This is a genomic window from Streptomyces hygroscopicus subsp. hygroscopicus (assembly GCF_030269125.1).
In the GTDB taxonomy this organism is placed as follows: Bacteria; Actinomycetota; Actinomycetes; order Streptomycetales; family Streptomycetaceae; genus Streptomyces; species Streptomyces hygroscopicus_C.
On sequence record NZ_BSSM01000002.1, the window covers coordinates 641,598 to 663,979 of the forward strand.

Annotated in this window: 16 protein-coding genes; 11 read left to right on the top strand and 5 right to left on the bottom strand. The window is 74.3% G+C overall.

Translation table 11 applies throughout. From position 1 onward, the window contains the following. Position 1 precedes the first annotated feature (1 nt). The gene (locus QSK45_RS07390) at positions 2 to 775 is read right to left on the bottom strand and encodes a hypothetical protein (RefSeq protein WP_285554662.1); all 774 of its coding nucleotides are present in this window, start codon (positions 773 to 775) and stop codon (positions 2 to 4) included. A 157-nt stretch (positions 776 to 932) separates the two neighbouring features. Between QSK45_RS07390 and QSK45_RS07395 the strand changes: the two genes are divergently transcribed. Further along, positions 933 to 3,443, top strand: coding sequence for an SdrD B-like domain-containing protein (locus QSK45_RS07395; RefSeq protein ID WP_285554427.1), 2,511 nt, complete (start codon positions 933 to 935; stop codon positions 3,441 to 3,443). Positions 3,444 to 3,498: 55 nt separating this feature from the next. Here QSK45_RS07395 and QSK45_RS07400 read toward each other — a convergent pair whose 3' ends face one another. Then, the gene (locus QSK45_RS07400; protein WP_285554429.1) at positions 3,499 to 3,957 is read right to left on the bottom strand and encodes an RrF2 family transcriptional regulator; all 459 of its coding nucleotides are present in this window, start codon (positions 3,955 to 3,957) and stop codon (positions 3,499 to 3,501) included. A 74-nt stretch (positions 3,958 to 4,031) separates the two neighbouring features. On the opposite strand from QSK45_RS07400, the gene QSK45_RS07405 reads away from it, so the two are divergent. The 4 genes from QSK45_RS07405 (at position 4,032) to QSK45_RS07420 (ending at position 9,520) form a co-directional block, all read left to right on the top strand. Continuing rightward, the gene (locus QSK45_RS07405; protein WP_285554430.1) at positions 4,032 to 6,977 is read left to right on the top strand and encodes a glycoside hydrolase family 35 protein; all 2,946 of its coding nucleotides are present in this window, start codon (positions 4,032 to 4,034) and stop codon (positions 6,975 to 6,977) included. A gap of 81 nt (positions 6,978 to 7,058) precedes the next feature. Beyond that, complete coding sequence (locus tag QSK45_RS07410; RefSeq protein WP_285554431.1) at positions 7,059 to 7,664, top strand: toxin-antitoxin system, toxin component family protein; 606 nt, start codon at positions 7,059 to 7,061, stop codon at positions 7,662 to 7,664. Further along, positions 7,661 to 8,878: an MAB_1171c family putative transporter gene (locus QSK45_RS07415; RefSeq protein ID WP_285554433.1), complete on the top strand. Its 1,218-nt coding sequence runs from the start codon at positions 7,661 to 7,663 to the stop codon at positions 8,876 to 8,878. Before QSK45_RS07410 ends, QSK45_RS07415 begins: the two co-directional genes overlap by 4 nt. An 81-nt stretch (positions 8,879 to 8,959) precedes the next feature. Beyond that, positions 8,960 to 9,520, top strand: coding sequence for a hypothetical protein (locus QSK45_RS07420; RefSeq protein ID WP_285554663.1), 561 nt, complete (start codon positions 8,960 to 8,962; stop codon positions 9,518 to 9,520). On the opposite strand, the gene QSK45_RS07425 is transcribed toward QSK45_RS07420, so the two are convergent. Beyond that, the gene (locus tag QSK45_RS07425; protein ID WP_285554434.1) at positions 9,474 to 10,304 is read right to left on the bottom strand and encodes an SDR family NAD(P)-dependent oxidoreductase; all 831 of its coding nucleotides are present in this window, start codon (positions 10,302 to 10,304) and stop codon (positions 9,474 to 9,476) included. The genes QSK45_RS07420 and QSK45_RS07425 overlap by 47 nt on opposite strands. A gap of 97 nt (positions 10,305 to 10,401) precedes the next feature. Here QSK45_RS07425 and QSK45_RS07430 point away from each other — a divergent pair, with 97 nt between their 5' ends. Then, entirely contained in the window at positions 10,402 to 11,304 is a 903-nt protein-coding gene (locus QSK45_RS07430; RefSeq protein WP_285554436.1) for a LysR family transcriptional regulator, read from the top strand. A gap of 7 nt (positions 11,305 to 11,311) precedes the next feature. Here QSK45_RS07430 and QSK45_RS07435 read toward each other — a convergent pair whose 3' ends face one another. Then, positions 11,312 to 12,193: a D-cycloserine synthetase gene (locus QSK45_RS07435; RefSeq protein ID WP_285554438.1), complete on the bottom strand. Its 882-nt coding sequence runs from the start codon at positions 12,191 to 12,193 to the stop codon at positions 11,312 to 11,314. Between the two features lie 134 nt (positions 12,194 to 12,327). Here QSK45_RS07435 and QSK45_RS07440 point away from each other — a divergent pair, with 134 nt between their 5' ends. From QSK45_RS07440 to QSK45_RS07450, 3 genes are all read left to right on the top strand, one after another. Then, positions 12,328 to 13,338, top strand: coding sequence for a protein phosphatase 2C domain-containing protein (locus QSK45_RS07440; RefSeq protein ID WP_285554439.1), 1,011 nt, complete (start codon positions 12,328 to 12,330; stop codon positions 13,336 to 13,338). Between the two features lie 134 nt (positions 13,339 to 13,472). Then, positions 13,473 to 14,918 carry an acyl-CoA synthetase gene (locus QSK45_RS07445; protein ID WP_285554441.1) on the top strand — a complete coding sequence of 482 codons (1,446 nt, stop codon included), beginning with the start codon at positions 13,473 to 13,475 and terminating at the stop codon, positions 14,916 to 14,918. Further along, positions 14,911 to 16,275 carry a carboxyl transferase domain-containing protein gene (locus tag QSK45_RS07450; RefSeq protein WP_285554443.1) on the top strand — a complete coding sequence of 455 codons (1,365 nt, stop codon included), beginning with the start codon at positions 14,911 to 14,913 and terminating at the stop codon, positions 16,273 to 16,275. Before QSK45_RS07445 ends, QSK45_RS07450 begins: the two co-directional genes overlap by 8 nt. 15 nt (positions 16,276 to 16,290) lie before the next feature. On the opposite strand, the gene QSK45_RS07455 is transcribed toward QSK45_RS07450, so the two are convergent. Beyond that, a complete protein-coding gene (locus QSK45_RS07455) occupies positions 16,291 to 19,917 on the bottom strand; it encodes a S8 family serine peptidase (RefSeq protein WP_285554445.1) in 3,627 nt (1,208 codons plus the stop codon). A 288-nt stretch (positions 19,918 to 20,205) separates the two neighbouring features. Between QSK45_RS07455 and QSK45_RS07460 the strand changes: the two genes are divergently transcribed. After that, a complete protein-coding gene (locus tag QSK45_RS07460; RefSeq protein ID WP_285554447.1) occupies positions 20,206 to 20,589 on the top strand; it encodes a CU044_2847 family protein in 384 nt (127 codons plus the stop codon). Continuing rightward, positions 20,586 to 22,379: a VMAP-C domain-containing protein gene (locus tag QSK45_RS07465; protein WP_285554449.1), complete on the top strand. Its 1,794-nt coding sequence runs from the start codon at positions 20,586 to 20,588 to the stop codon at positions 22,377 to 22,379. Before QSK45_RS07460 ends, QSK45_RS07465 begins: the two co-directional genes overlap by 4 nt. Positions 22,380 to 22,382: the final 3 nt, after the last annotated feature.

Genomic DNA, 22,382 nt, shown 5'->3' on the forward strand with positions numbered 1-22,382 from the left:
GCTACCGCGCCGGTGTGATGCCGGGCGCGGGCCGCACGGGAACGTACTTCCCGGTGCCGAAGTCGATGACGAGCGGCCGGCGCTCGGAGGCCACGGCGGCCCGCACCCGGTACATGGTGCCGTCCGAGCCGATCCAGTAGCGCACGGTGCCCGAGGTGCCGGCCCTGGCACGGGCGTCCGGCCCGGTCATGACGTCCACCGGATGGCCGTCCACGGTGTCCCGTCCGATCCGGGCGGCGCCGTTCTGCGGCAGCAGTTCGGCGTTGTCCGGCCGGTCGGCGCCGAGACTCAGCGCGATGGCGAGGGAACTGTCCAGGGAACTGCCCGACGCCTGGAGCGGGCGGCGGTACCAGCCGGACGCGGGCGGCGAGGGCGGCGCCGTCGCCGGGACGTCCGCCAGGGGGTGGACGAGCACGGTGCCGGCCGTCCACTGGATCAGCCCGTCGCCGGAGGCGTCCCGGCCGGTGCCGCGCACCACCCCGTACCCGATCCCGGCGCGGTAGTCGACGGAGCCGGTGACGACCAGCCCGCCCGCCGCGCTCGGCACGGTGATCGTCACCGCGCGGCCGCCCGCCTGGTAGTTGCGGAACCGCGTGATCGCCAGCCGGTTCGCCTCGTCCGGCGTCACGGCGCGGCGACCGGTCTGACCACCGCTGTTCCCGATGAGGACGAAGGCGGCCGCCGCGACCGCCGCGAGGGCCGGCGCGACCGCCGCCCAGCGCAGTTTCGGTGATCGACGGCGCCCGTCTGCCGCGCGCCCTGACCCGCTCTTCATGGTCCGCACGCGGCGCAACGCTAACAGCCGCTCACCCTGTGTCCTCTTTTTTTCCTGTTTCACGTATGTGACGTCCCGTCAACTTGTACCGTTCCCGCGGGGGTTTGCTGCCGAATTGCCGAGTCGGGCGATGACGTAGACGACGCAAAGGAATGCGATGCCATTACGTAGGCTGGTGCGGGTAGGGCTGACCTGTCTGTTACTGACGGGCGGCGCCACAGGCACGATCGTGACGAGCGCCGAGCAGGCCGGCGCCTCGACCTCCGACGGCACACTGACCGTCGAGACACTGCGGGACTTCTTCGGCACCGGCGTGATCAACACGACCATGGACGTGCCGCAGCGGGGGATGAAGGTCAGCGTGACCGACCCCTCGGGACATCACCTCACCGGCGTCACCGACGCCACCGGAAAGGTCGTGGTCGCGCCGTCGAAGGAGCTGACCGGCGGCCGCTACCGCGTCGACGTCACCGTCCCGGCGCCGTACAACGGCTATCTGCGGGCGGCGCCGGCCTCGACGGCCCAGAACCACTTCGACAGCTTCACCACGTTCGTGGACGTCTCGGACGGCAAGGACGCCTCGGTGATCACCGGCGTCTGGAACCCGGCCGACTACGCGCTGCCGGACTCGCGGTACTTCGTGCCGATCCAGAACGGCGGCAGCGGCACGGACACCCGGTCGCTGGTGGCCTTCGGGACGAACGCCCGCGGCACCTGCCCCGACAAGGCGGCCTGCCCGGACGTGCTCGACACCCAGGCCCAGGTGGGCACGACGTTCGGGCTCGCCTACGACAAAAACCACAAGCGGCTCTTCCAGGCGGAGTTCGCGCGCCGGTACACCAAGTACGGGCCGGACGGCGGCGACGCGATCTACGCCGTGCCGGCCGACGGCAAGGCCGCCCCGAAGCTGTTCGCCAAGGTGCCGGGCGCCTCGGTCACGCCGCACGACACCGCCCGGCTGATCAAGGACGCCGGGTTCACCGACGCGCCCGGCAAGGAGAGCATCGGCGGGCTGGCCCTGTCCGAGGACGGCTCGACGCTGTACGCGGTGAACCTGCGCACGCGCGCGCTGGTGAGCTTCGACGCGACCGGGACGTCCGCCTCGGCGCCGAAGGCGACCGTGCCGATCCCCGACCCGGGCTGCGCGGCGCCCACCGACTGGCGGCCCCTCGGGCTGACCGCGCACGACAACGCCCTGTACGTCGGCGGTGTGTGCAGTGCGGAAAGCACGCAGAGGCGCGAGGACCTGAAGGCCGTCGTCTACGCCTACGACGGCAAGCGGTTCACCACCGTGCTGGCCCACCCGCTGACCGCCGAGCGCGGGAACGTGCTCAGCGGCGACGCCGCCTTCCCGCAGGCCCACTTCTGGAACCCGTGGAACACCCGCCTGGACACCTGGGACGACCTCAAGGTGAACGGCACGATGATCGACCCGCAGCCGGAGCTGGCCAGCATGGCCTTCGCCCGTGACGGCTCGATGATCCTCGGCTTCCGCGACCGGTTCATGGACGTGGTCAGCTGGGGCGGGCTGGACCCGCGGCCGTCGAACGACACCCCGGAGAACGGCATGTCCGGCGGCGACATCACCATGGCCTGCGCGACGCCCACCGGCGGGTACGCGTGGGAAGGCACCGGGAACTGCCCGAACCACGCGACCGGTGCCGCCGTCGACGGCGCCGAGGCCGACGGCGTCGTGGAGTACTTCCCGGGCGACTTCTTCCCGAACACCGGCGCACCGACCCAGCCCGGACCGCACCAGGAGTCCTCGCTGGGCTCGGTCGCCTACATCCCGCAGCAGCAGTGGGTCGTCAGCACGCAGATGGACCCGACCGCCAACGTGATCACCGACGGGACCGGCTACTACGACATCACCACCGGCGTCGGCCCCGGCAACGACCCGTCCGCCAACGCCTACCAGTTCATCGGCCAGAACCAGAACGGGTTCGGCAAGGCCGGCGGCCTCGGCGACATCGCGTACGCCGCGGCGAACGCGCCGATCCAGATCGGCAACGTGGTCTGGTACGACGGCGACCACAACGGCGTCCAGGACGCCGGGCAGGTGCTGCTGCCGGGCGCGACCGTCAACCTGCTGGACGCAGGCGGCAAGCAGGTCGCCACGACCAAGACCGACGCCCACGGCGAGTACTACTTCGGCGGCGTCGGCGCGGCCTACCAGCTGACGCCGGGCGCGAAGTACACGGTGGAGTTCGACGTGTGCACCGCGGACACCGGCGAGGTGCCGGGGAAGCCGGCGGCCACCGACCTGCGGTTCACCCTGCCGAGGGCCGGCGCGGACCGGGCACACGACTCCAACGTGACCCCGCCGACGTCCGGGCGGCTGTGCAAGGGCTCGGCGCCGGTCACGGCACCGGCGAAGCCGGGAGGGGTCGACCACACCATCGACGCCGGTGTGTACATCCCCAAGGCGGCCTCGCCCACGCCCACTCCGTCGGCGTCCTCGTCCACCTCCCCGACGTCCGCTCCCTCGGCGTCGCCGACCGCCGGGACGCCCGGCCCGGCCCCGGGTGGCTCGAACCAGGGCGGCGGCCCCCTCGCCAGCACCGGTATGGCCAACGTGGGGAGAATCGTGTCCCTCGTCGCCCTGCTGCTCGGCGCGGGCTCGGCGATCGTCCTCATGAGCCGTAGGCGTCTCGCCAGGCGCCGCTGAGGCTCGACCCCGCGCGAACGACGGGCCGGTGCGACGCACCGGCCCGTCCTGGTGTCTAGGGGTTCTCCCAGGCCGCCGGTTCCGCCGCCAGGGCCCGCACCGCCTCCGGCAGGGTGCCCGTCGCCAGGTCCGCGACCGTGACCCCCTCCAGGATGCGGCGGACGTTGGCCCGCAGCGCGATCCAGAGCGGCAGCAGGGGCTCGGCCGTGCCGGTGTACGACAGGTCCGTGGGGCGCTCCCCCCGGACCGAGACGATCGGGCCGTCCACGCCCCGTATGACATCGGCCACGGTGATCGCCGTACTTGCGCGGGCGAGCCGGTAACCACCGCCCCCGCCACGCCGGCTGTCCACGATCCCCGCGCGTCGCAGATCGCCGAGAATCCCCTCCAGGAACTTGTGCGGGATCCCTTGCGCGGCGGCGATTTCCTCTGCTTTCACCGGCCCGTTACCCTGCCGTACGGCCAGTTCCAGTACCGCCCGTACCGCGTAATCCGCCCGTGCCGAGATCCTCATGAATTTATTGTGGGATGTCCTCGCGTGGAGAATGGCCGCACCCGCGCCCCGTAAGACCGCCGGGAGGATCCACCTTGGCGCTCAGCAGACGTACCTTCAGTGCCCTGGCCGGCTCGGCCGCGCTCGGTCTCGCCCTCGGTGGCAGCGGCGGGACCGGGTCCCCCTCGGCGTACGCGGCCCGCAGCGTGCCGACCGGTCCGACGCCCGCGCCGCCGCGCGCGGACGGCGAGCACCACACCATCGGGTACGACCGCTACTCCCTGCTGGTGGACGGCAGACGGCTCGTCGTCTGGTCCGGCGAGCTGCACCCCTTCCGGCTGCCGAGCCCGTCGCTGTGGCGGGACGTGCTCCAGAAGATGCGCGCGCACGGCTACAACGCGGTCAGCGTCTACGTCGCCTGGAACTACCACTCGCCCGCGCCGGGCACGTACGACTTCTCCGGCGTCCGCGACCTGGACCTGTTCCTGCGCACGGCCGCCGAGACCGGGCTGTACGTCATCCTGCGCCCCGGCCCGTACATCAACGCCGAGATCGACGGCGGCGGCTTCCCCGGCTGGCTCACGGCGGCGAAGGGCCGGGCCCGGTCGAACGACCCGGCCTATCTGGCGCACGTGGACGAGTGGCTGACGCACGTCGACCGCATCGCCCGCGAGCACCTGTTCACGCGGGGCAAGGGCACCGTGCTGCTCTACCAGATCGAGAACGAGTTCGACGCCCGGGTGGACTCGGCCGACAGCCGCGCCTACATGTCCCACCTGTACAAGAAGGTGCGCGCCGACGGCATCGACGTCCCGCTGTTCCACAACGACAAGAGCCGCAACGGGTACTGGACTCCCGGCTCCTTCGACACCGGTGGCGAGCGCGGCGGTTGGCTGTACGGCTTCGACGGCTATCCCTCGCCGGCCCGGACCCCCGCCGACTGGGGCACGTTCGGGCCCGGCGGGGCCAGGGGCGGGGCGAGCGCCTCGCCCACGACGCCCGGGTTCGTACCCGAGTTCGGCGGCGGCTGGTTCGACCCCTGGGGCGGCTCCTTCTACGACGGCAAGGGGTACGCCGAGGCCCGGCGCACCCGCGACGCCGCCTACGAGCGCCGCTTCTACCTGACCAACCTCGCCAACGGCCTCACCCTGCACAACGTCTACATGACCTTCGGCGGGACGTCGTGGGGCTGGCTGCCCGCGCCGGTCGTCTACACCTCGTACGACTACGGCGCCGCGATCGACGAGGCGCGCAACGTCACCGCGAAGATCGCGCCGATGCACCAGCTCGGGCATCTGCTCCAACGCGTGCCGGACTTCGCCAAGCTGGACCGCGCGGCGGACGTGACGGCGAAGGGGCTGAAGGTCTACCACCTGAAGAACCCGGACACCGGCGCGCACGTGTACGTCGCGCGCAACGACGGCGCCGACCCGGTGACCTCCGATCTGCCCACCGCCGAGGGCCGCGTGAGGATCACGGTGCCGGGCAAGGACGCCAAGCTGCTGGCCACGGGGCTGTCGCTGGGCAGGCGGACGCTGAAGTACGCCACCGTGCAGCCGACCATGTGCCTGACGGCCGGGCGGCAGGACGTCGCCGTGTTCACCGGCCGCAAGGGCGAGATGGCCGAGCTGGTGCTCGCGTGCGACACCGACCCGGACGTCATGCGGCTCGACCCGGAGGCGGCCTGGGGCGTGGACGACTCGGGCCTGCACGTCAACGCCCCGCTCGGGCAGAGCGGTCTGATCCGCGTGCTGGTGGAGAAGGGCGACACCGACACCCCGCTGCTGCTCCTCTTCGCCGACGACGCCACCTCCGTACGGCTCTTCCCGTACGACACCCCGTCCGGGACCCTGCTGGTGTACGGCCCGCAACTGCTGCGCCACGTCGAACTGCGCGGTTCCGAGGTCCACTTGACCGGTGACGTCACCGACACGACGAGCATCGAGGTGTGGGGGCCGCGCGGCATCGCCGGCCTGGTCTGGAACGGGCGAAGGGTACCCACCCGGGTGACGATGTCCGGCAGCCTGATGACCACGGGGATGCTGCCCGCGGTGCCGGAGGTGCGGCTGCCGGAGCTGGGCGGCTGGCGGATGCGCCGGGAGAACCCGGAGGCGGGGCCGGGCTACGACGACTCGGGGTGGAAGGCCGCGGACAAGAGGACCTCGTTCAGCACGACGGCCGTCCCGAAGGGGCAGCCGGTGCTGTTCGCCGACGACTACGGGTTCCACTACGGCGATGTCTGGTACCGGGGCACGTTCGAGGACTCGTCCGGCATCTCGGGGGTCGCGCTCGGCTACAGCACCGGGACGCAGGGGCTGTTGATGGCGTGGCTGGACGGGGAGCCGCTGGGCACGCACCGGATGCCGGTGCCGGACTCCGCCACGATCCGCAAGGGGACCTGGACGGACACGGCCGCGTTCCCCGTGCGCGAGGCGCTGCGCTCGCCCGGCCGGCATGTGCTGTCCGTCCTCGTACGGCGGATGCAGCACGACCAGGACGGCAGGGCGGACGACACCCACAAGGCCGCGCGCGGCCTCACGGCGGCGGTCTTCGAGGGCGCCTCCCCGAAGGTGCGCTGGCGCATCCAGGGCGAGGGCCGGGTCGACCCGGTACGGGGGCCGCTGAACAACGGCGGGCTGCACGGGGAGCGGGCGGGCTGGCATCTGCCGGGGTTCGGGGACGGCGACTGGGAGTCCGTGGGCTTCCCGCGTTCCGAGCGGTACCAGGGGGTGACCTGGTACCGGACGACGTTCCGGCTCGCCGTGCCCGGGGACGTGGACGCGTCGATCGGGCTGACGCTCCAGGACGACCCGTACCGGGCGTACCGGGCGCAGATCTTCCTCAACGGCTGGAACATGGGCCAGTACATCAACGACGTGGGCCCGCAGCATACGTTCGTGCTGCCGAACGGGGTGCTGCGGACGCGAGGCGAGAACACGCTGGCGCTCGCGGTGCTGTCGGAGTTCACGACGCTGTCGGGGCCGGGGAGGGTCCGGCTGACGCTGCTGGGGAGGGCGGCCGGAGGAGTGGTTGTGTCTTGAACCACGCCCCCGGGACCGGGTGACGCGGGCATATCCCGGCGCGTACGCTCGGAAGGGCTCCGGCGGCGAGAAGGGGAACGGATGGGCATCGCGGGCGCGCGGGCGCGGGCGGCACGGCTGACCGCACGGCTGCGGCGCTCCGGCGGCTCCGGCACGGCCATGCGCGCCCTGGCCAACGAGCTGGCGGCCGCGGTCCGGTCCCGGCCCGACGTCCCCGGCGACGTCCGTGGGTTGTGCCGGGCGCTGTGCGAGGAGATGAGCGCGCTGCGCGGCGGCCGGCCGCTGGAGCTGCGGTTCGAGCGCTTCCCGGACGAGATCGAAGTGACCGGGCTGTGGGTCGAGTTCGCCGACTTCGACCTGGTCATCGTGGAGGACCGGGCCGAGGACGTGCAGCAACTGGTCATTCTCGGCCACGAGTTGTGGCATCTGCACGCCGGGCACCGGCACCACCACCTCGCCGGCGACGCGGCGGCGCGGGCCTTCGCGGACACGCCCGGCTGGCCGGACAGGGCGCTCACCGTGGCCGCGCGCAACGGGTCCCGCGAGGCGGACGAGGCCGAGGCGGACGACTTCGGCCACCGGCTCGCCACACTGTTCCGGGCGCGGCTCGGCGGGTCCGGGGACGCGCCGCCCGACCCGTTGCAGCGTGCGCTCGGCTACCGCGGGCGGGGCGGAGCGGCGCGGTGAGCACGCTGGCGCTGGACCCGTCGGCGCTGCTCGGCCGGTTGTACATCTCCTTCTGGATCCCCGCGGCGCTGCTGACCGTCGCACTGCTGCTGAAGCTGCCCACGATCATCCGGCTGTGGCAGGACCCCCTGCTGCGCGCGGTCGGCGGGGTGCTCCTGTTCGCCTGCACGGTGTTCGTGTTCTGCACGCCGTCGATGATCCACCGGGTGAACGTGGTCACCGGGGTGCCCAACTTCGCGGCGCCCTGGTGCTATTCGCTGATCACCGCGAACTGCGGGGCGGGGCTGCTGTTCATCGTCACCTGGCGCAACGGTCCGGCGCAGCGGTCCGCCGTCACCCGGCGGGCGACGTGGTGGATCGTCTCCGGGTACGCGGTGGTGATCGTCGCGCTGTGGGTGCTGTTCGCGCTCGCCGACGTGCCGGTGGAGCGGGTGCGGGACCTGGACACGTACTACGCCCGTACGCCCTTCATGCGGGAGGAGATCCTCCTCTACCTGCTGGCCCACACGGTGGCGTGCGCGCTGAGTTCCCGGCTGATCTGGGACTGGGTGCGGGACCGGGGGCTGGACGCGTGGCTGCGGTGGGGGCTCCGGCTGCTGGGCGCGGGGTACGCGCTGAGCCTTCTGTACGACGCGTCCAAGGTGACGGCGGTCGTGGCGCGGTGGCTCGGCGGGGAGTCCGACTGGCTCAGCACGAACCTGGCGCCGCCGGTGGCCTCGCTGTCGGCGATCCTGCTGGCCGCGGGCTTCATCCTGCCGCACGCGGGCCAGGCCCTGCACGACCGCTACCGGACCGGGCTGGCCCATCACCGGCTGGGCCCGCTGTACCGCCTGCTGCGCTCGGCGGGCGGGCCGGGGCCGCGGTTCTCCCTCCGGGCACCGGCGGAGCTGCGCCTGACCCGCCGCGAGACGTACATCCGGGACGCGCTGCTGCCGCTCGCGCGTCACGTGGACCCGGACCTGACGCGGCGCGCGTACGCCGCCGCGATCGACCTGGGCCATCCGGTGGAGCGCGCCCGGGGGCTGGCGGCGGCGGTGGGCGTCCTGGACGCCGTCGAGAACGGCGGGCGGGGGACGGCGGCGGACTTCGACCCCGCGGGTCTCCTGCGCGACATCTCCGCCATCTCGGCGGCGCTGCGGCGTCCGAAGGACCTCGCGACGGTCCGCGCGTCGGCCGGGGCGACGCCGGCGGCGAGCGTGCGCGTACCGGAGTGACGGGTGCGGCCGGCTCGCGGGCCCGCGGCCGGGCACCATGGGTGAGTGGCTCTTGACTTCCAGCTGGTGCTGCTGCGCCGTATGGCCGATCACAACCCCGCTCTCGTGGACGAGGCCCGGCGGAGGCTCGGCGTGTCGATCGCGGAGATGCGGGAGACCAACAAGCGCTGGCAGGCGATGGTCCGCTCGCCGAGGGCGCGGGGCGGCGCCGCGCGGTACCGGTCCGTGCTCGGGGAGCCCGAAAGCGCCGAGCCGCGCAGGATCGGGGACGTCGAGTGCGAGGCCCGGCGCTGGGCGCTGCCGCTCTGGCCCGACCTGCGGTTCGAGGTGCTGGTCGGGCCCCGTGGCGCCGTGTGGAACGAGTGGCTCGTGCGGGCCCCGGGCGCGGCGGGGCCCGCGCTGCGGACCGTGGAGGACCTCGCCCCCTGGTCCTGCACCGTCGACGAGGTCGCCCGTGCGTTCCCCCCGGCCCGCCCCCTGGAGGGCACCGCCCCCACCCGCTGGGGCCTCGCCCTCACCGCGCCCGACCGCAACGGCGTACGCCACGACGTGGTGGCCGAGTTCACCTGGGGCCTGCTCCAGCGGACCGCGCGTGTCAGTCCTCGAACCCCGTCGCCCGGGTCCGCTCCTCCCACGCCGTGACGTCGTCGCGGACCTGGTCGAGATGGGCGAGGACGGCCGTCACGCCGTCGTCGCCGAGCGGCAGCCGCAGCGGCGTCCGCTCCGCGGCCAGCGCCGCGAGCACGAGCCGCGCCGCCTTCGCGGGATCGCCCGGCTGGGCGCCGTCCCCGCCGGCCACGTTCCCGCGGGTCTCGCCGACCTTGGCGTACACCCCGCTGTCCGCGCTGACCGCCGTGCGCCGCGCGTCGAACAGCGACGTCCGGAACGCCCCCGGCTCCACGATCAGCACCTTGATCCCGTACTCGGCCACCTCGTCCGCGAGCGCCTCGGACATCCCCTCCAGCGCGAACTTCGTCGCGCTGTACCCGCCGAACCCGGCGAACGACATCTGCCCGCCCATGCTGCTCATCTGCACGATCGCCCCCGACCGCCGCTCCCGCATCCCCGGCAGCACCGCCCGCACCAACGCCGCCGGCCCGAAGAAGTGCAGGTCGAACAGGTCCCGCAGCTCCTGGTCGCCGGTTTCCTCGACGGCACCCACGTGCGCGCGCCCCGCGTTGTTGACCAGGACGTCGATCCGCCCGTGCCGGGCCAGCACGTCCGCCGCGGCCGTCTCCACCGCGGCGATGTCCGTCACGTCCAGGGCCAGCGTCTCCACCTGGTCGGGGTGCGCGGCCACCAGGTCGTCCAGGGCCTCGGGGCGGCGCGCGGCGCCGATCACCACGTCACCGGCCGCGACCGCGGCCTCGGTGATGTGCCGCCCGAACCCGCTGCTCGCCCCGGTCACCAGCCATACCTTGTTCACGACGACTCCCCTCGAACGGCCCGTTGCCTTCCGACGCGCACCAGCCAACCGCCCGCACGCCTTGCCCGTCCAAGACCCCCGGTGATAGCCAACGGTTATGACGGCCGACGCCCACATCCGCGATCTGCGCTACTTCCTCGCCGTAGCCGAAGAACTGCACTTCACCCGCGCCGCCGAACGGCTGTACGTCTCCCAGCCCGCCCTGAGCAAGCAGATCCGGTCGCTGGAGCAGCAGTTGGGGACGGAGCTGTTCCGGCGGGACCGGCACGGGGTCGCGCTGACGGCCGCGGGCGAGGCGCTCCTGCCGCACGCGCGGGCGGTGTCGAGCGCGTGGGCGGCGGGCGCGGCGGCCGTGGAGTCGGCCAAGGCGGTCCAGCGTGCCACGCTCACCGTGGGCATGAGCACCAGCCCGGTCCGGGGCGGGCTGCTGCCGGCGATCCGGTCCCGGTTCACCGCCGCCCACCCCCGAGTCACCGTACGGCTCCGCCAGGTGAGCTGGGACGACCCGACCGCCGGGCTCGCCGACGGCACCGCCGACGCCGCCTTCGTCTGGCTGCCACTGCCCGACGAGGAGCGCTACGACTGGACGGTCCTCGCCGAGGAGCCCCGGCTGCTCGCCCTGCCCGCGACGCATCCGCTCGCCGCCCGCGCCGAGATCGACTTCGCCGAGCTGCCGGCCGAACCGTTCCTCGCCCTGCCGGCCGGCGCGGGAGTGCTGCGCGACCACTGGCTCGCCCTGGACGCCCGCGCGGGCCGGCCGCCGGTGATCGGCGCGGAGATCGCGGGGGCGGAGGAGACGTACGAGGCGCTGGTCGCGGGGCTCGGGGTCTGCCTCGTCGCCGCGGGCAACGCGCCGTTGATCAGCCTGGGCGGGGTCGTCACCCGGCCGGTGCGGGGCGTCGGGCCGAGCCGGTACGCGCTGGCGTGGCGGCGGGCGGACGGGGAGCGTCCGCTCGTCCGGGCGTACGCGCGGGCGTGCCGGGAGACGGTGGACGGGTAGCCCGCGCTCAGGCCCGCGCCTCGGCCAGGATCGCGTCCACCGTGCGGGGCAGCGAGCCCGGGTGGAGGAAGAGGAAGAGGTTCGGCTCCACCAGTTCGAGTTCCATGAGGCGGGGCGCGCCGTCGGGGCCGTCGGCGAGGTCGACGCGGGCGTAGAGGAGCGGCGCGGAGGCGGCGGGTACGGCCGCCAACGCCTTTTCGGCCACGGCGAGTTCGGCGTCCGTCGGCTGCCAGGGAGTGAGGTCGGGGTGGGCGACCTTGTCGGCGTCGTACGGCGTTCCGGGCGCGAGGACGGCACCCTTGCGGCTCGCGTGCAGCAGACGGCCGCCGAAGAACTGGAGGGCGCGCTCGCCGGTCACGTCGATGCCCTCCAGGTAGGGCTGCACCATCGCGGTGAAGCCCTCGGCGTGCATCCGCGCGAGGTGCCGGACCGCCGTTTCACGCTCGGCCGGGGTGTAGCGGGCGGCGAAGCGGGCGCCCGCGCCGGAGGTCGGCTTGACGACGTACTCGTGGTCGGTGGGGAGGCCGTGCCCGGCCGCCTCGCCCGGGGCGATGTAGGTCGTCGGGACGGTGGGGACGCCGGCCGCGGCCAGCTCGCCCAGGTAGCGCTTGTCGACGTTCCACCGGATGACGTCGGCGGGGTTGGCGACCCGGGTCACCCGTGCCACCCGGTCCAGCCAGGCCGTGAACTCCGCGGCGCGCCAGCTGTAGTCCCAGGTGGAGCGGACGACGACGAGGTCGTAGGCGGACCAGTCGGTGCCGGGGTCGTCCCAGTAGGGGGCGTCGGCCCGCGCGCCGGCGTCGTTCAGTGCCTGTACGAGGACCGGGAGGTCCGCGTCCTTGCCGGGCCCGGTGCCGGGGTCGTAGGTGGCGAGGGCTATGCGGGGCACGGCGGGACTCCCTGTCGTACGGCGTTCGAACACCCGCGAGGCTAACAAGCGGGCCGGAACCGGGACAGGGGGTTTGACCTTCACCTTCGGTGAAGCCCCAGCATCGGTGGCGGACGACGAGAGGCGGGGACGCGATGGAACTGCTGACGATCGGGGCGTTCGCCCGGGTGAGCCGGCTGTCGCCGAAGGCGCTGCGGCTGTACGACGAGCTGGACCTGCTGCGACCCGCGCGGGTCGACCCCGGCACGGGCTACCGGTACTACTCCGCCGGGCAGTTGGGGCGGGCGCGGCTCGTGGCCTGGCTGCGGCGGCTCGGGATGCCGCTCGCCGGGATACGCGCCGTGTGCGCGCTGGAACCGGCCGAGGCCGCGCGGGAGATCGGCGCGTACTGGGCGCGGGTCGAGGCGGAGACGGCGGTGCGGCGGGACCTCGCGGCGTTTCTCGTCGACCAGCTGACCGGCGAATCGGGAAGGGAACCGATGACGATGTGGGAACTGCGGCACTCCGCGCACACCGACCGCGGGCTCGTGCGCCCGGCCAACCAGGACACCCTGTACGCGGGCCGCAGGCTGCTCGCCGTCGCCGACGGGTTCGGGCCCGCGGGGCTGGCGGCGAGCGGGGCGGCGGTGGCGGCGCTGCGCTTCCTGGACGAGGCGGAGTCGCTGCCCGCGGAGGGGGTGCTGGGGGCGCTGGAGGACGCGGTGCGTGCCGCGGGGGCGGCGGTGGCGGCGGTGGCGGAGCTGGCGGGCGCGACGAACGAGGTCGGCACCACGCTGACCGCGCTGCTGTGGACCGGGTCCCGGATGGCGCTGGCGCACATCGGGGACTCGCGGGTGTACCTCCTGCGGGACGGCTCGCTGCACCGCTTCACCCAGGACCACCGGGTCTCCCCCGAGTCCCCGATGCTGCACAAGGCACTGACCGGCGGCGCGGACCCCGTCCCCGACCTGCGCGTCCAGGAGCCGGTGCCGGGCGACCGCTACCTGCTGTGCTCCGACGGCCTGACGGAGGCCGTCCCCGACGCCCGCATCCGGGAACTGCTGGCCTCGGGCTCGGGGCCGCGGGAACTGGTGGCCGCGGCGCTGTCGGCGGGCGCCCCGGACAACGTGACCTGCGTCGTCGCCGACCTCCACGCGGCCGTCTGAGGGACGGACCCCGGGGACGGCCCCGACCGGATCGCGCCCCACGCCCGGGATGGGCGTGGTCGTCGCGGGCAGGATCGTGGTGTAGGAAGGGGCTGGCAGGGGCTGGATGGTCCTGAGGGTGAAGGGGTGCGCGGGTGTCCTCACTGTTCGGCGGGCTTGATGGTGGTGCGCGGGAGCGGGTTGCCGTGCGGTTCGATGGGCGGTCGCTGACGTACGGCGGTCTCGCGGGGGCGGCCGGGGTCGTGGCCCGGCGGGTCGGCCGGGGCGGGCGGGTGGCCGTGTGGGCGACGCCCGGGATGGAGACCGTGGTCGCCGTCGTCGGCGTGCTGCTCGCCGGTTCCGCCGCCGTGCCGCTCAACCCCAAGTCGGGTGAGAAGGAGCTGGCCCACATCGTCTCCGACAGCGCGCCCTCCCTCGTCCTCGCGGCTCCGGGTGCGCGACTCCCCGGCGCGCTGGGCGGCTTGGAGCGCGTCGACGTCGACGTCGAGGCGAGGGCGGAGGTCCCGCAGCCCGAGGTCTCCGAGGAGGACCCCGCCCTCGTCGTCTACACCTCCGGCACCACCGGCCCGCCCAAGGGTGCCGTACTCCCCCGTCGCGCCCTCACCGCGACGCTGGACGCGCTCGCCGACGCCTGGCAGTGGACGGAGGCCGACGTGCTGGTGCACGGTCTGCCGCTGTTCCATGTGCACGGGCTGGTGCTCGGCGTCCTCGGCCCGCTCCGCCGCGGCGGGTCCGTGCGGCACCTGGGGCGGTTCTCCACCGAGGGCGTCGCACGCGCGCTCACGGACGGCGCGACCATGTTCTTCGGGGTCCCGACGATGTACCACCGCATCGCCGAGGCCCTCCCGGACGACCCCGGGCTGGCCGAGGCCCTCCGCGGGGCCCGGCTGCTCGTCTCCGGCTCGGCCGCGCTGCCCGTCCACGACCACGAGCGGATCGCGGCGGCCACCGGACGCCGGGTCGTCGAGCGGTACGGCATGACCGAGACCCTGATGAACACCAGTGTGCGCGCGGACGGGGAACCCCGGGCCGGAACGGTCGGGGTGCCGCTGCCGGGGGTGGAGCTGCGGCTCGTGGAGGAGGACGGGACGGAGATCGCCGGACTCGACGGGGAGAGCGTCGGGGAGATCCAGGTCCGCGGGCCCAACCTGTTCACCGGGTACCTGAACCGGCCCGACGCCACCGCCGCGGCCTTCACCGCCGACGGGTGGTTCCGGACCGGCGACATGGCCGTGCGCGAGCCGGACGGGTACGTGCGGATCGTCGGCCGCAAGGCCACCGACCTCATCAAGAGCGGCGGTTACAAGATCGGGGCCGGCGAGATCGAGAACGCGCTCCTCGAACACCCGGGCGTCCGCGAGGCCGCCGTCACCGGCGAACCGGACGCGGACCTGGGTGAGCGGATCGTCGCCTGGATCGTCCCGGCGGACCCCGGTAACCCGCCCGGCACCGAGGAGCTGGCGGACCACGTCGCCCGGCGGCTCGCCCCGCACAAGCGCCCCCGCGTCGTCCGCCACCTGGACGTCCTCCCCCGCAACGACATGGGGAAGATCATGAAGCGGGCCCTGACCGATGCCTGACCAGCGGCTCAACGCGCGCGGGACGCTCGATCTCGTCACGGACGACGGCACCTTCGCGGAACTCCCCTCCCCGGCACGGGAGCCCCGGCCCGACGGCCCACTCGCCTGGCACGGGTACGACGCCTCGCGCGCCCGCGCCGCCGAACGCACCGGCGAGGAGGAGTCCGTCGTCTGCGGCACCGCGACCGTCGCGGGCACCCGCGCCGTACTGATCGCCTTCGAGTTCGGCTTCCTCGGCGGCTCCCTGGGCGAACGCACCGGCGACCGGCTGGAGGGAGCGTACGCGTACGCCCGCGAACACCGCCTGCCCGTCGTGCCGTTGATCGCCACCGGGGGCAGCCGGATGCAGGAGGGCATGGTCGCCCTGACCCAACTCCAGCGCGTCGCCCGGCAGTCCGCGCTCACCCGTGCGGCCGGCCTGCCCCAGATCGCCGTCCTGCGCGACCCCACCACCGGCGGCGGCTGGGCCACCCTGGGCGCCGGCGCGGACGTGATCCTGGCCCTTGGCGGGGCCCAAGTGGGCTTCGCCGGCTCCCGCGTCCGCCCACCCGGCGCCGACCCCGCCGCCTACACGGCCGAGGCCCAGGTGGCGGCGGGGGCGGCGGACGCGGTGGTGCGGACGGAGGACCTGAAGGAGTCCCTGGGGGCGTGGCTGCGGCTGCTGTCCCGGACGGACCCGGGGACCCCCGCCCCGGTCCCGGCCGCCCTCGGCACGCCCGGCCTCCCCGCCACCGGCTGGGACGCCGTCCAGCGCGCGCGTTCCCCCGAACGTCCGCGCGCCCGCGCCTACTTGGACGCCTACTTCGCCCACCGGGTCCATATCAGCGGCGACCGGTGCGGCGGCAGGGACCCCGACGGCATCCTCTGCGGCTTCGGCGAGCACCACGGTCGTACCGTCGCGTTCGCCGCGCAGACCGGGGCGGGGACGCGGCCCGCCGGGTACCGGACGGCGGCGCGGGTGATCCGGATGGCGGACCGGCTGGGGGTGCCGGTGCTGACGCTGGTGGACACCCCCGGTGCCGCGAACGACGCGGACGCCGAGCGGCAGGGGGCGGGTGCGGCGATCGCCGAGGTGTTCGGGGCGGTGGCCGGGGCACGCGTGCCGGTCACCACACTGGTGATCGGCGAGGGCGGCTCCGGCGGCGCCCTGGCGCTGGCCGCCCCCGGCAACACCTGGGCCACCCCGGACAGTTACTTCTCGGTCATCGCCCCGGAACTGGCCGCGGCCATCCTCAAACGCCCCCCGGAGGACGTCGAGAACACCGCGGACCAGCTCCGCGTCCGCCCGCAGGATCTGGTGGAGCTGGGCCTGGTCCGGGGCATCGTCCGCGGGTCCGGGCCGGCGGGCGCCCCTTGAGGGGCGCCCCGAGGGCTACCTCACCCCCACCGCCCTGACGATCTCCTGCGTCACCGACCCGCCCTTGTCGTCCCGGGCCGACGCCCGCAGGGAGACGGAGGTGGCCGAGTTCGGCACCGTCAGCGTCCCGCGCCAGTCCGCCGCACCGGCCCCCTCCAGGGACACCGCCTTCCACGTCGCCCCCTCGTCGTACGAGACCTCCAGCCGGCCCCCGCCGAGCGTCCCCGTCCCCGCGGCGCCGGCCATGTACCGCGCCCCGAGCGTCACGGGCAACCGCTTCCCCCCGCGCACCGTGCCGGCGAGATCCGTGTCCAGCCCGTAGGAGAGGTTGATCAGCGGCAGCGTCGTCGCCCGGTCGTCCGGCGTCCGGGCCGAGCGGAACGTCCACTCGGTGTGCCCCCTCGTCGCGAGCGTCCAGTGCTCCAGGTCCAGCGAGGTGTCGGTCACCACCTTGTAGGTGTGCTCGTCGGCCGGCGCGTCCCAGACGAACGCGGTCGAGCCGCTGCCACCGTCCGCCAGGTTCCCGTCCAGGTACACGGACGTCGACTGGCTCATCCCGCTGTCGCCCCACACGTCCCCGGATCCCGTGTGATCGGGGCCCGAGTCGCCCCATCCCGGCGTGTTCAACTGGATCAGGTTCCCGGTCCGCTGCTCGCCCCAGCCGAGGCCGGTGCCGAGCCACGGGTGCCACACCGGCTGGAACCAGTGCAGCCGGGGCCGGCTGCCGCCCTCGTAGCGCACCAGCCCGCCGCGTTCCTCCAGCGTGCCGAGGCCCAGGGTGACGGACTCGGTCCACAGCTGGCCGGGGCCGGTGGAGACGTAGTCCGTGCGCCGGGCCGGCAGGTCGATGTCCTCCTGGGAACCGATGCCGACGGGGAAGGCGTCGGTGACGGAGTAGCGGAACTCCCCGCCGCTCGTCGGCCGCGCCGCGTGGAACGAGACGTGCAGGGCGGCCAGTTGGTTCGAGGAAGGCCGGTAGGTCAGATCGCGGTCCGGGATCGAACCCCTGTGGCCCTCGGAGAGGTCGTACACGTACGGCGAGTCGGGCGTCCCGGTCATGTCCACGGAAGCGTCCGCCCGCAGCCGCGCCGCGTCCGCCCGGTCCACCGTGGCGATCACCAGCGGGCGGTTCGTGTTGTCGTCGTTGCCCCACCAGTCCATCAGCCGCCCCGGTGCGTCGTCCGTGACGAACAGCGCCTTCGCGCCCGCGTCCTGGGCCGCCCGCGCGAGCGCCGGCGGGTCCTCGCCCTCGGCGAGGTGGGCCAGCACCGCCTTGCCCGAGACGGACGAGGGCATCGCGCCGTCGCCGACGTCCACCAGCGGCAGCTTCTCCCGCCCCGAGACCAGCGTGCCGCCCGGCTGGACCGTCGCCTCGGCGACGCCCCTGACCTCCAGCCGCGGCTTCGCCAGCCGCCACACGGTGCGGTACTCGAAGGTGCCCCGGGTGACCTCGGGCGTGGGCGCGGCGAAGACGCTGTCGTAGGTGAGGGGCACCTGGACCGCGCCGGAGAGGTCGGCGCCGTTCGCGGCACGGTCGTACTCCACGAGGAGCTGGTGGGTCTCGGTGCGCCGGGACACCGCCGCCTTCACCTCCCGCAGCTTCGTGCCGTCGAGGGTGACGTCGCTGTCGTGGTCGAGGGTGACCTCGGGCGCGGAGAGGAAGCCGAGGCCGAGGGAGTCGGCGCCGTGGCTGCCGTGCACGTCGAGGAAGGACGTGAGGGCGTAGGTGCCCGGCTTCAGGCGGAGTCGGAGGGTGCCGGAGTCGCCCACGTGCTCCTGTAGGGGGTCCGCGTTCGGGGCCAGTTGCTGCACCGTGAGGTCGGCGGCCGTGGGAGCGCCCGCGCGGTCCTTGACGTGGACCGTGAGCGTGTACCGCTCGTCCTCTTTGACCAGCCCGAACACGGTGTGCGCGCGCACCGCGCCGGAGTCGTCGGCGGCCACGATCTGGCCGCTGGTGTCACCGACGGGCGCCTTGGTGCCGTCGCCGGTGACGGTGGTGGTGGCGGTCCCGTGCGCGGGGACGGTGAGGGAGGAGTCCGCGAGGGTGGCGACGCCGTCCGGGGCGCCCCGCGCCGACAGGGTCAGGTGGATGTCCCGGTCGGAGGAGTTGGTGTAGGTGAGCGTCCTGGTGACCGGCTCGTCCGCGGTGTAGGGCCAGCGGTGGAAGCCGAGGTCGGCGCTGCCGGTGGCGGTCACCGTGGCCCCTACGGCGTCCGGCACGCTGACCCGTCCGGCGCCCACCGTGTACGCGGACGCGTCGAGCTGCCTGGACGTGGACATCAGCGCGTCCTTCAACTGGGCGCCGGTCCAGTCGGGATGCTCCTGCGCGAGGAGGGCGGCCACGCCCGCGACGTGCGGCGTCGCCATCGACGTACCGCTCATCGTGGTGTAGTAGCCGCTGCCGCCGACGAGTTGGGAGCGGGCGGCGAGGATGTCGACGCCGGGGGCGGAGAGGTCGGGCTTGAGGGCGTTGTCGCCCGGCCGGGGGCCCGCGCTGGTGAAGTAGGCCGGCCGGTCCGCGGAGTCGACCGCGCCGACGGTCAGGGCCGCGTCGGCCGCGCCGGGCGAGCTGATGGAGGAGGGCGCGCCGGTGTTCCCGGCGGCGACGACGAAGAGCGCCCCGGTCTCCCGGGAGAGGCTGTCCACGGCCTGGGCCATCGGGTCGGTGCCGTCGCTGGGCTCGGCGGACCCGAGGCTCATCGAGACGATCCGGGCGTGCACGTCGCGCGCGGCCCACTCCATGCCGGCGATGATCTGCGACTCGCTGCCCGAGCCCTGGTCGCTGAGCACCTTGCCGACGGCGAGCGTGGCGTCCGGCGCGACGCCCTTCTCCCTGCCGTCGGAGGCGGCGCCGCTGCCGCCGACGGTGGAGGTGACGTGGGTGCCGTGCCCGTAGCGGTCGGCGACCTCCTCGCCGTCGACGAAGCTCCTGGACCGGCTGACACGGTCGGCCAGGTCGGGGTGGGTGAGGTCGGCGCCGGAGTCGAGGACGGCGACGGTGACGCCCTTGCCGGTCAGGCCGGCGTCCCACGCGGCCGGGGTGCCGATCTGGGCGTTGCTCTCGGCCATGTCGGCCTCGACCCGCCCGTCCAGCCACACCTTGGCGACGCCGTCGCCGCGCGTGAACGACCGCCAGAACGTACGCCCCTTGGCCGCCTCGACGGCCGCGCCCCGCACGCTGGGCAGGCCCCGGCCGCGGGAGGTGCCGGCCGGGGCGGCCGCGGGGACGCGGGTCTCCTTGCCGTAACTCACGATCAGGGGCGTGGATTCGGCCTTGCCGTCGGTGAGGCCCTGGCGTATCAGCGCGCTCACGTCGAACAGCCGCCGGTCCAGCTTCCCCGCGCGCAGGTACGGCAGCGTCTCGTCCGGCACGACCGTCAGGTCGCCGTTGCCCGTCTGCGTGCGCACGGCCCCGGTGGCGCCCCGGGGCCGCCGCACGGTGACGGTCCTCCTGCCGTGCCCGAGGTCGGTGACGGTCACCCGGTCGCCGGTGAGGAGGGTGACGGTCACCGGGGCGGGGGCGGCCGATCCCACCGCCGCGGCCTTCCCGTCCGCGGCCGTCGCCCCGGGTACCGGCACGGCGGCCAGCACGAGCCCCGCCGACAGCAGGGCCGTCCGGCGTCTGACTGGTCCTCTGGTCATCCACGCCCTCTTCCGCGTCCGGATCGCGCCCGGAACGACCCTTCCGGGACGGCTGGTCCGGAATGGCTCGTCCGGCGCTGTCGAGTACTGCGCCTCACGTGCAGGCAAGAGTGTGGTGCGACCGGTGGGAGCGCACAGGGGCCGGGCGTGGCGGGTTGTCACGGTGGCGGGTTCCCGCCATGTTCCGGCGGTTGACCCGCCGGGGCGTAATGAGTGGGCCGCGCGAAGCGGCGTCCGTACCATGGGGGTTGCGCACAGGTCCGCGGACGAGGGGGAGCGAGCGGCGGCATGGACCAGTTGGTGGAGTTCGAGACCGAGGACGGCGCCCGCGTGGTGGTCGAGGGGGCCGCGGGCGCCCGGACCGGCACCCGGCTGGTCTCGCGGGGCGACGGGGTGGTGCAGGCGGCGCGCACCTTCGAGGGCGCGCTGGACGGCGTGCGGGCGGCGGCCGAGGCCGCGCTGCGGGTCTTCCGGGACGGCAGCCTGCGGCCCGACTCGGTGGAGATCGAGTTCGGGGTGAAGATGTCCGCGGAGGCCGGTGCGATCATCGCCAAGGGGTCCGCGGAGGGTCAGCTGGTCGTCAAGCTCAGCTGGGCGCCCGGGACTTCGCCCGCCGTGTCCGGCGTGCCCGCTCAGACCGCCGTCGGCCCGGAGTCCGCCGAGCGCCCATGAACAGTGCCGCCTGGCATGCCCGGATCCACTGCGGCCACGAGGTGGGCGCGGGATTCCTGGTCACCGCCCGCCGGGTGCTCACCTGTGCCCATGTCGTCCGTTTCAGCGACCAGAAGGCGGTGTCCGTCGTCTTCCCGCACGCCGGGGAACTGGGCGAGGTGTCCGCGTCGGTCGTCGCGCACGGCGGCTGGGCGGGCGGCCTCACCGACCCCGGCGACGTGGCCGTGCTGGAACTCGACCGGGAGGTCCCGCTCGCCCCGGCCCGCTTCGCACCGCCGGGCGCCGCGTACACCGAGCCGTACCCCCGGCTGGTCGCATACGGCTTCCCCGAGGGCTACGACGAGGGCACGCTCGCCGAATACCGGGCCGTGTCGGGCCAGTTGATCGCGGGCGAGTGGCTGGAACTGGTGGCCTGGCAGGGGCACGGGCAGCCGATCGCGGCCGGGTTCAGCGGGGCGGCGGCGACCCTGCCGGACGGCCGGGTGGTCGGCATGGTCACCTCGGCCTCGGACGCGCCGGACGTGCGCAAGGGCCGGATGCTGCCGCTGGACGTACTGGCCCGGTACTGGCCCGAGTTGGGCGAGCTGGTGCCCACGCCGGGCCATCGGGCCGACGCCCGGCGGGAGTTGTACGAGCTGCTGCGGTGTCTCCCGGGCGGCCGGGAGTGCGATCCCAACCGGCTGTACGTGGACGCGGTGGGCGCGTTCGGGCCGCCGCTGCCCGCGGGCGGGTTCCCCACGCTGGGGGCGGCGGCCGCGTACGTGCAGTGGGAGGTGCCCGATCCTGCGGCGGTGGAGCGGTTGGCCGGGCGGCTGCGGGAACTGGTGGACGGGGGCCCGGTGGCCCCGTCGGCCGCGGAGGACGGGAAAGCGGCGAAGGCGTCCCCGCCCTGGGCGCCGGTCGTCGTCGAGATCGACCACAGCGGCGCCGGGCCCGACCAGGTGACCGTGGAGGTGTCGGCGTACCGCGACGGACAGCGCCGCCCGGTGGGCACGCGCCGGCTGCCGCGCACCGGCGTACGGTCGTACGTCCAGCACCGCATCGACGAGGCCGTCGCCCATCTCGACCCGGACGCCGAGGAACTGGTGACCTTCGTGCTGCCGCGCGAGTGGCTCAACGAGGCGGTGGCGCACTGGGAGTGCGGCGCGGACGACAGCACGCCACTGGGCTGCGCCTACCCCCTCGTGGTGACCGACCGCGCGCGGCACCGCAGCAACCGGTTGCGGCACCAGCTGCGCAAGAAGTGGCAGAAGCTGGACGGCGGGCGCCCGGTGGAGGTGCACCGCGTGGAGTGCGGCAGCCAGGAGCGGCCGCCGCGCCTGCGCAAGCGGCTGTGGGACGGCGACGCGGGGCTCGCCGGGTTCGCGGTCCCGCCGACGGCGGCCCGGGAGTACTTCGAGATCGGCCTCAACGTCCCGGTCCCGGTCCTGCTGTGGTCCCGCACGGGCTGCCCGGCCGGGGTGCACGGGGAGCAGGCGTGCGCCGAGCCGTGCGAGGACCCGCGCCGGGCCTGGAGCGGACACCGGGAGGCGGCCGCCACCGCGACCGGCACCGCCGCCTTGCCCCGTACCGGGTCCCGCTGCCCCGGCGCCGCCTTCCTGGACCAGCTCGCCGTCGCCGTCGCCGAGGTCCCGCCAGCCGAACTGCCCCGCCACATCCGGTCGTTACGGATGACCGCGGACGCCGCCGACGAGCCCGACCGGCACTGGGCGCGGGACCTGCAACTGCTCTGGGACGATCCCCGCTGCTTCCCCGAGCCCGTCGCCAGCCTGCACTCCCCCGTCGACTGACCG

Bases quoted from the DNA above. Each gene is read 5' to 3' on its own strand.
- QSK45_RS07390 (WP_285554662.1), bottom strand. From the start codon at position 775: ATGAAGAGCGGGTCAGGGCGCGCGGCAGACGGGCGCCGTCGATCACCG.
- QSK45_RS07395 (WP_285554427.1), top strand. From the start codon at position 933: ATGCCATTACGTAGGCTGGTGCGGGTAGGGCTGACCTGTCTGTTACTG.
- QSK45_RS07400 (WP_285554429.1), bottom strand. From the start codon at position 3,957: ATGAGGATCTCGGCACGGGCGGATTACGCGGTACGGGCGGTACTGGAA.
- QSK45_RS07410 (WP_285554431.1), top strand. From the start codon at position 7,059: ATGGGCATCGCGGGCGCGCGGGCGCGGGCGGCACGGCTGACCGCACGG.
- QSK45_RS07420 (WP_285554663.1), top strand. From the start codon at position 8,960: ATGGCCGATCACAACCCCGCTCTCGTGGACGAGGCCCGGCGGAGGCTC.
- QSK45_RS07430 (WP_285554436.1), top strand. From the start codon at position 10,402: ATGACGGCCGACGCCCACATCCGCGATCTGCGCTACTTCCTCGCCGTA.
- QSK45_RS07440 (WP_285554439.1), top strand. From the start codon at position 12,328: ATGGAACTGCTGACGATCGGGGCGTTCGCCCGGGTGAGCCGGCTGTCG.
- QSK45_RS07450 (WP_285554443.1), top strand. From the start codon at position 14,911: ATGCCTGACCAGCGGCTCAACGCGCGCGGGACGCTCGATCTCGTCACG.
- QSK45_RS07455 (WP_285554445.1), bottom strand. From the start codon at position 19,917: ATGACCAGAGGACCAGTCAGACGCCGGACGGCCCTGCTGTCGGCGGGG.
- QSK45_RS07460 (WP_285554447.1), top strand. From the start codon at position 20,206: ATGGACCAGTTGGTGGAGTTCGAGACCGAGGACGGCGCCCGCGTGGTG.
- QSK45_RS07465 (WP_285554449.1), top strand. From the start codon at position 20,586: ATGAACAGTGCCGCCTGGCATGCCCGGATCCACTGCGGCCACGAGGTG.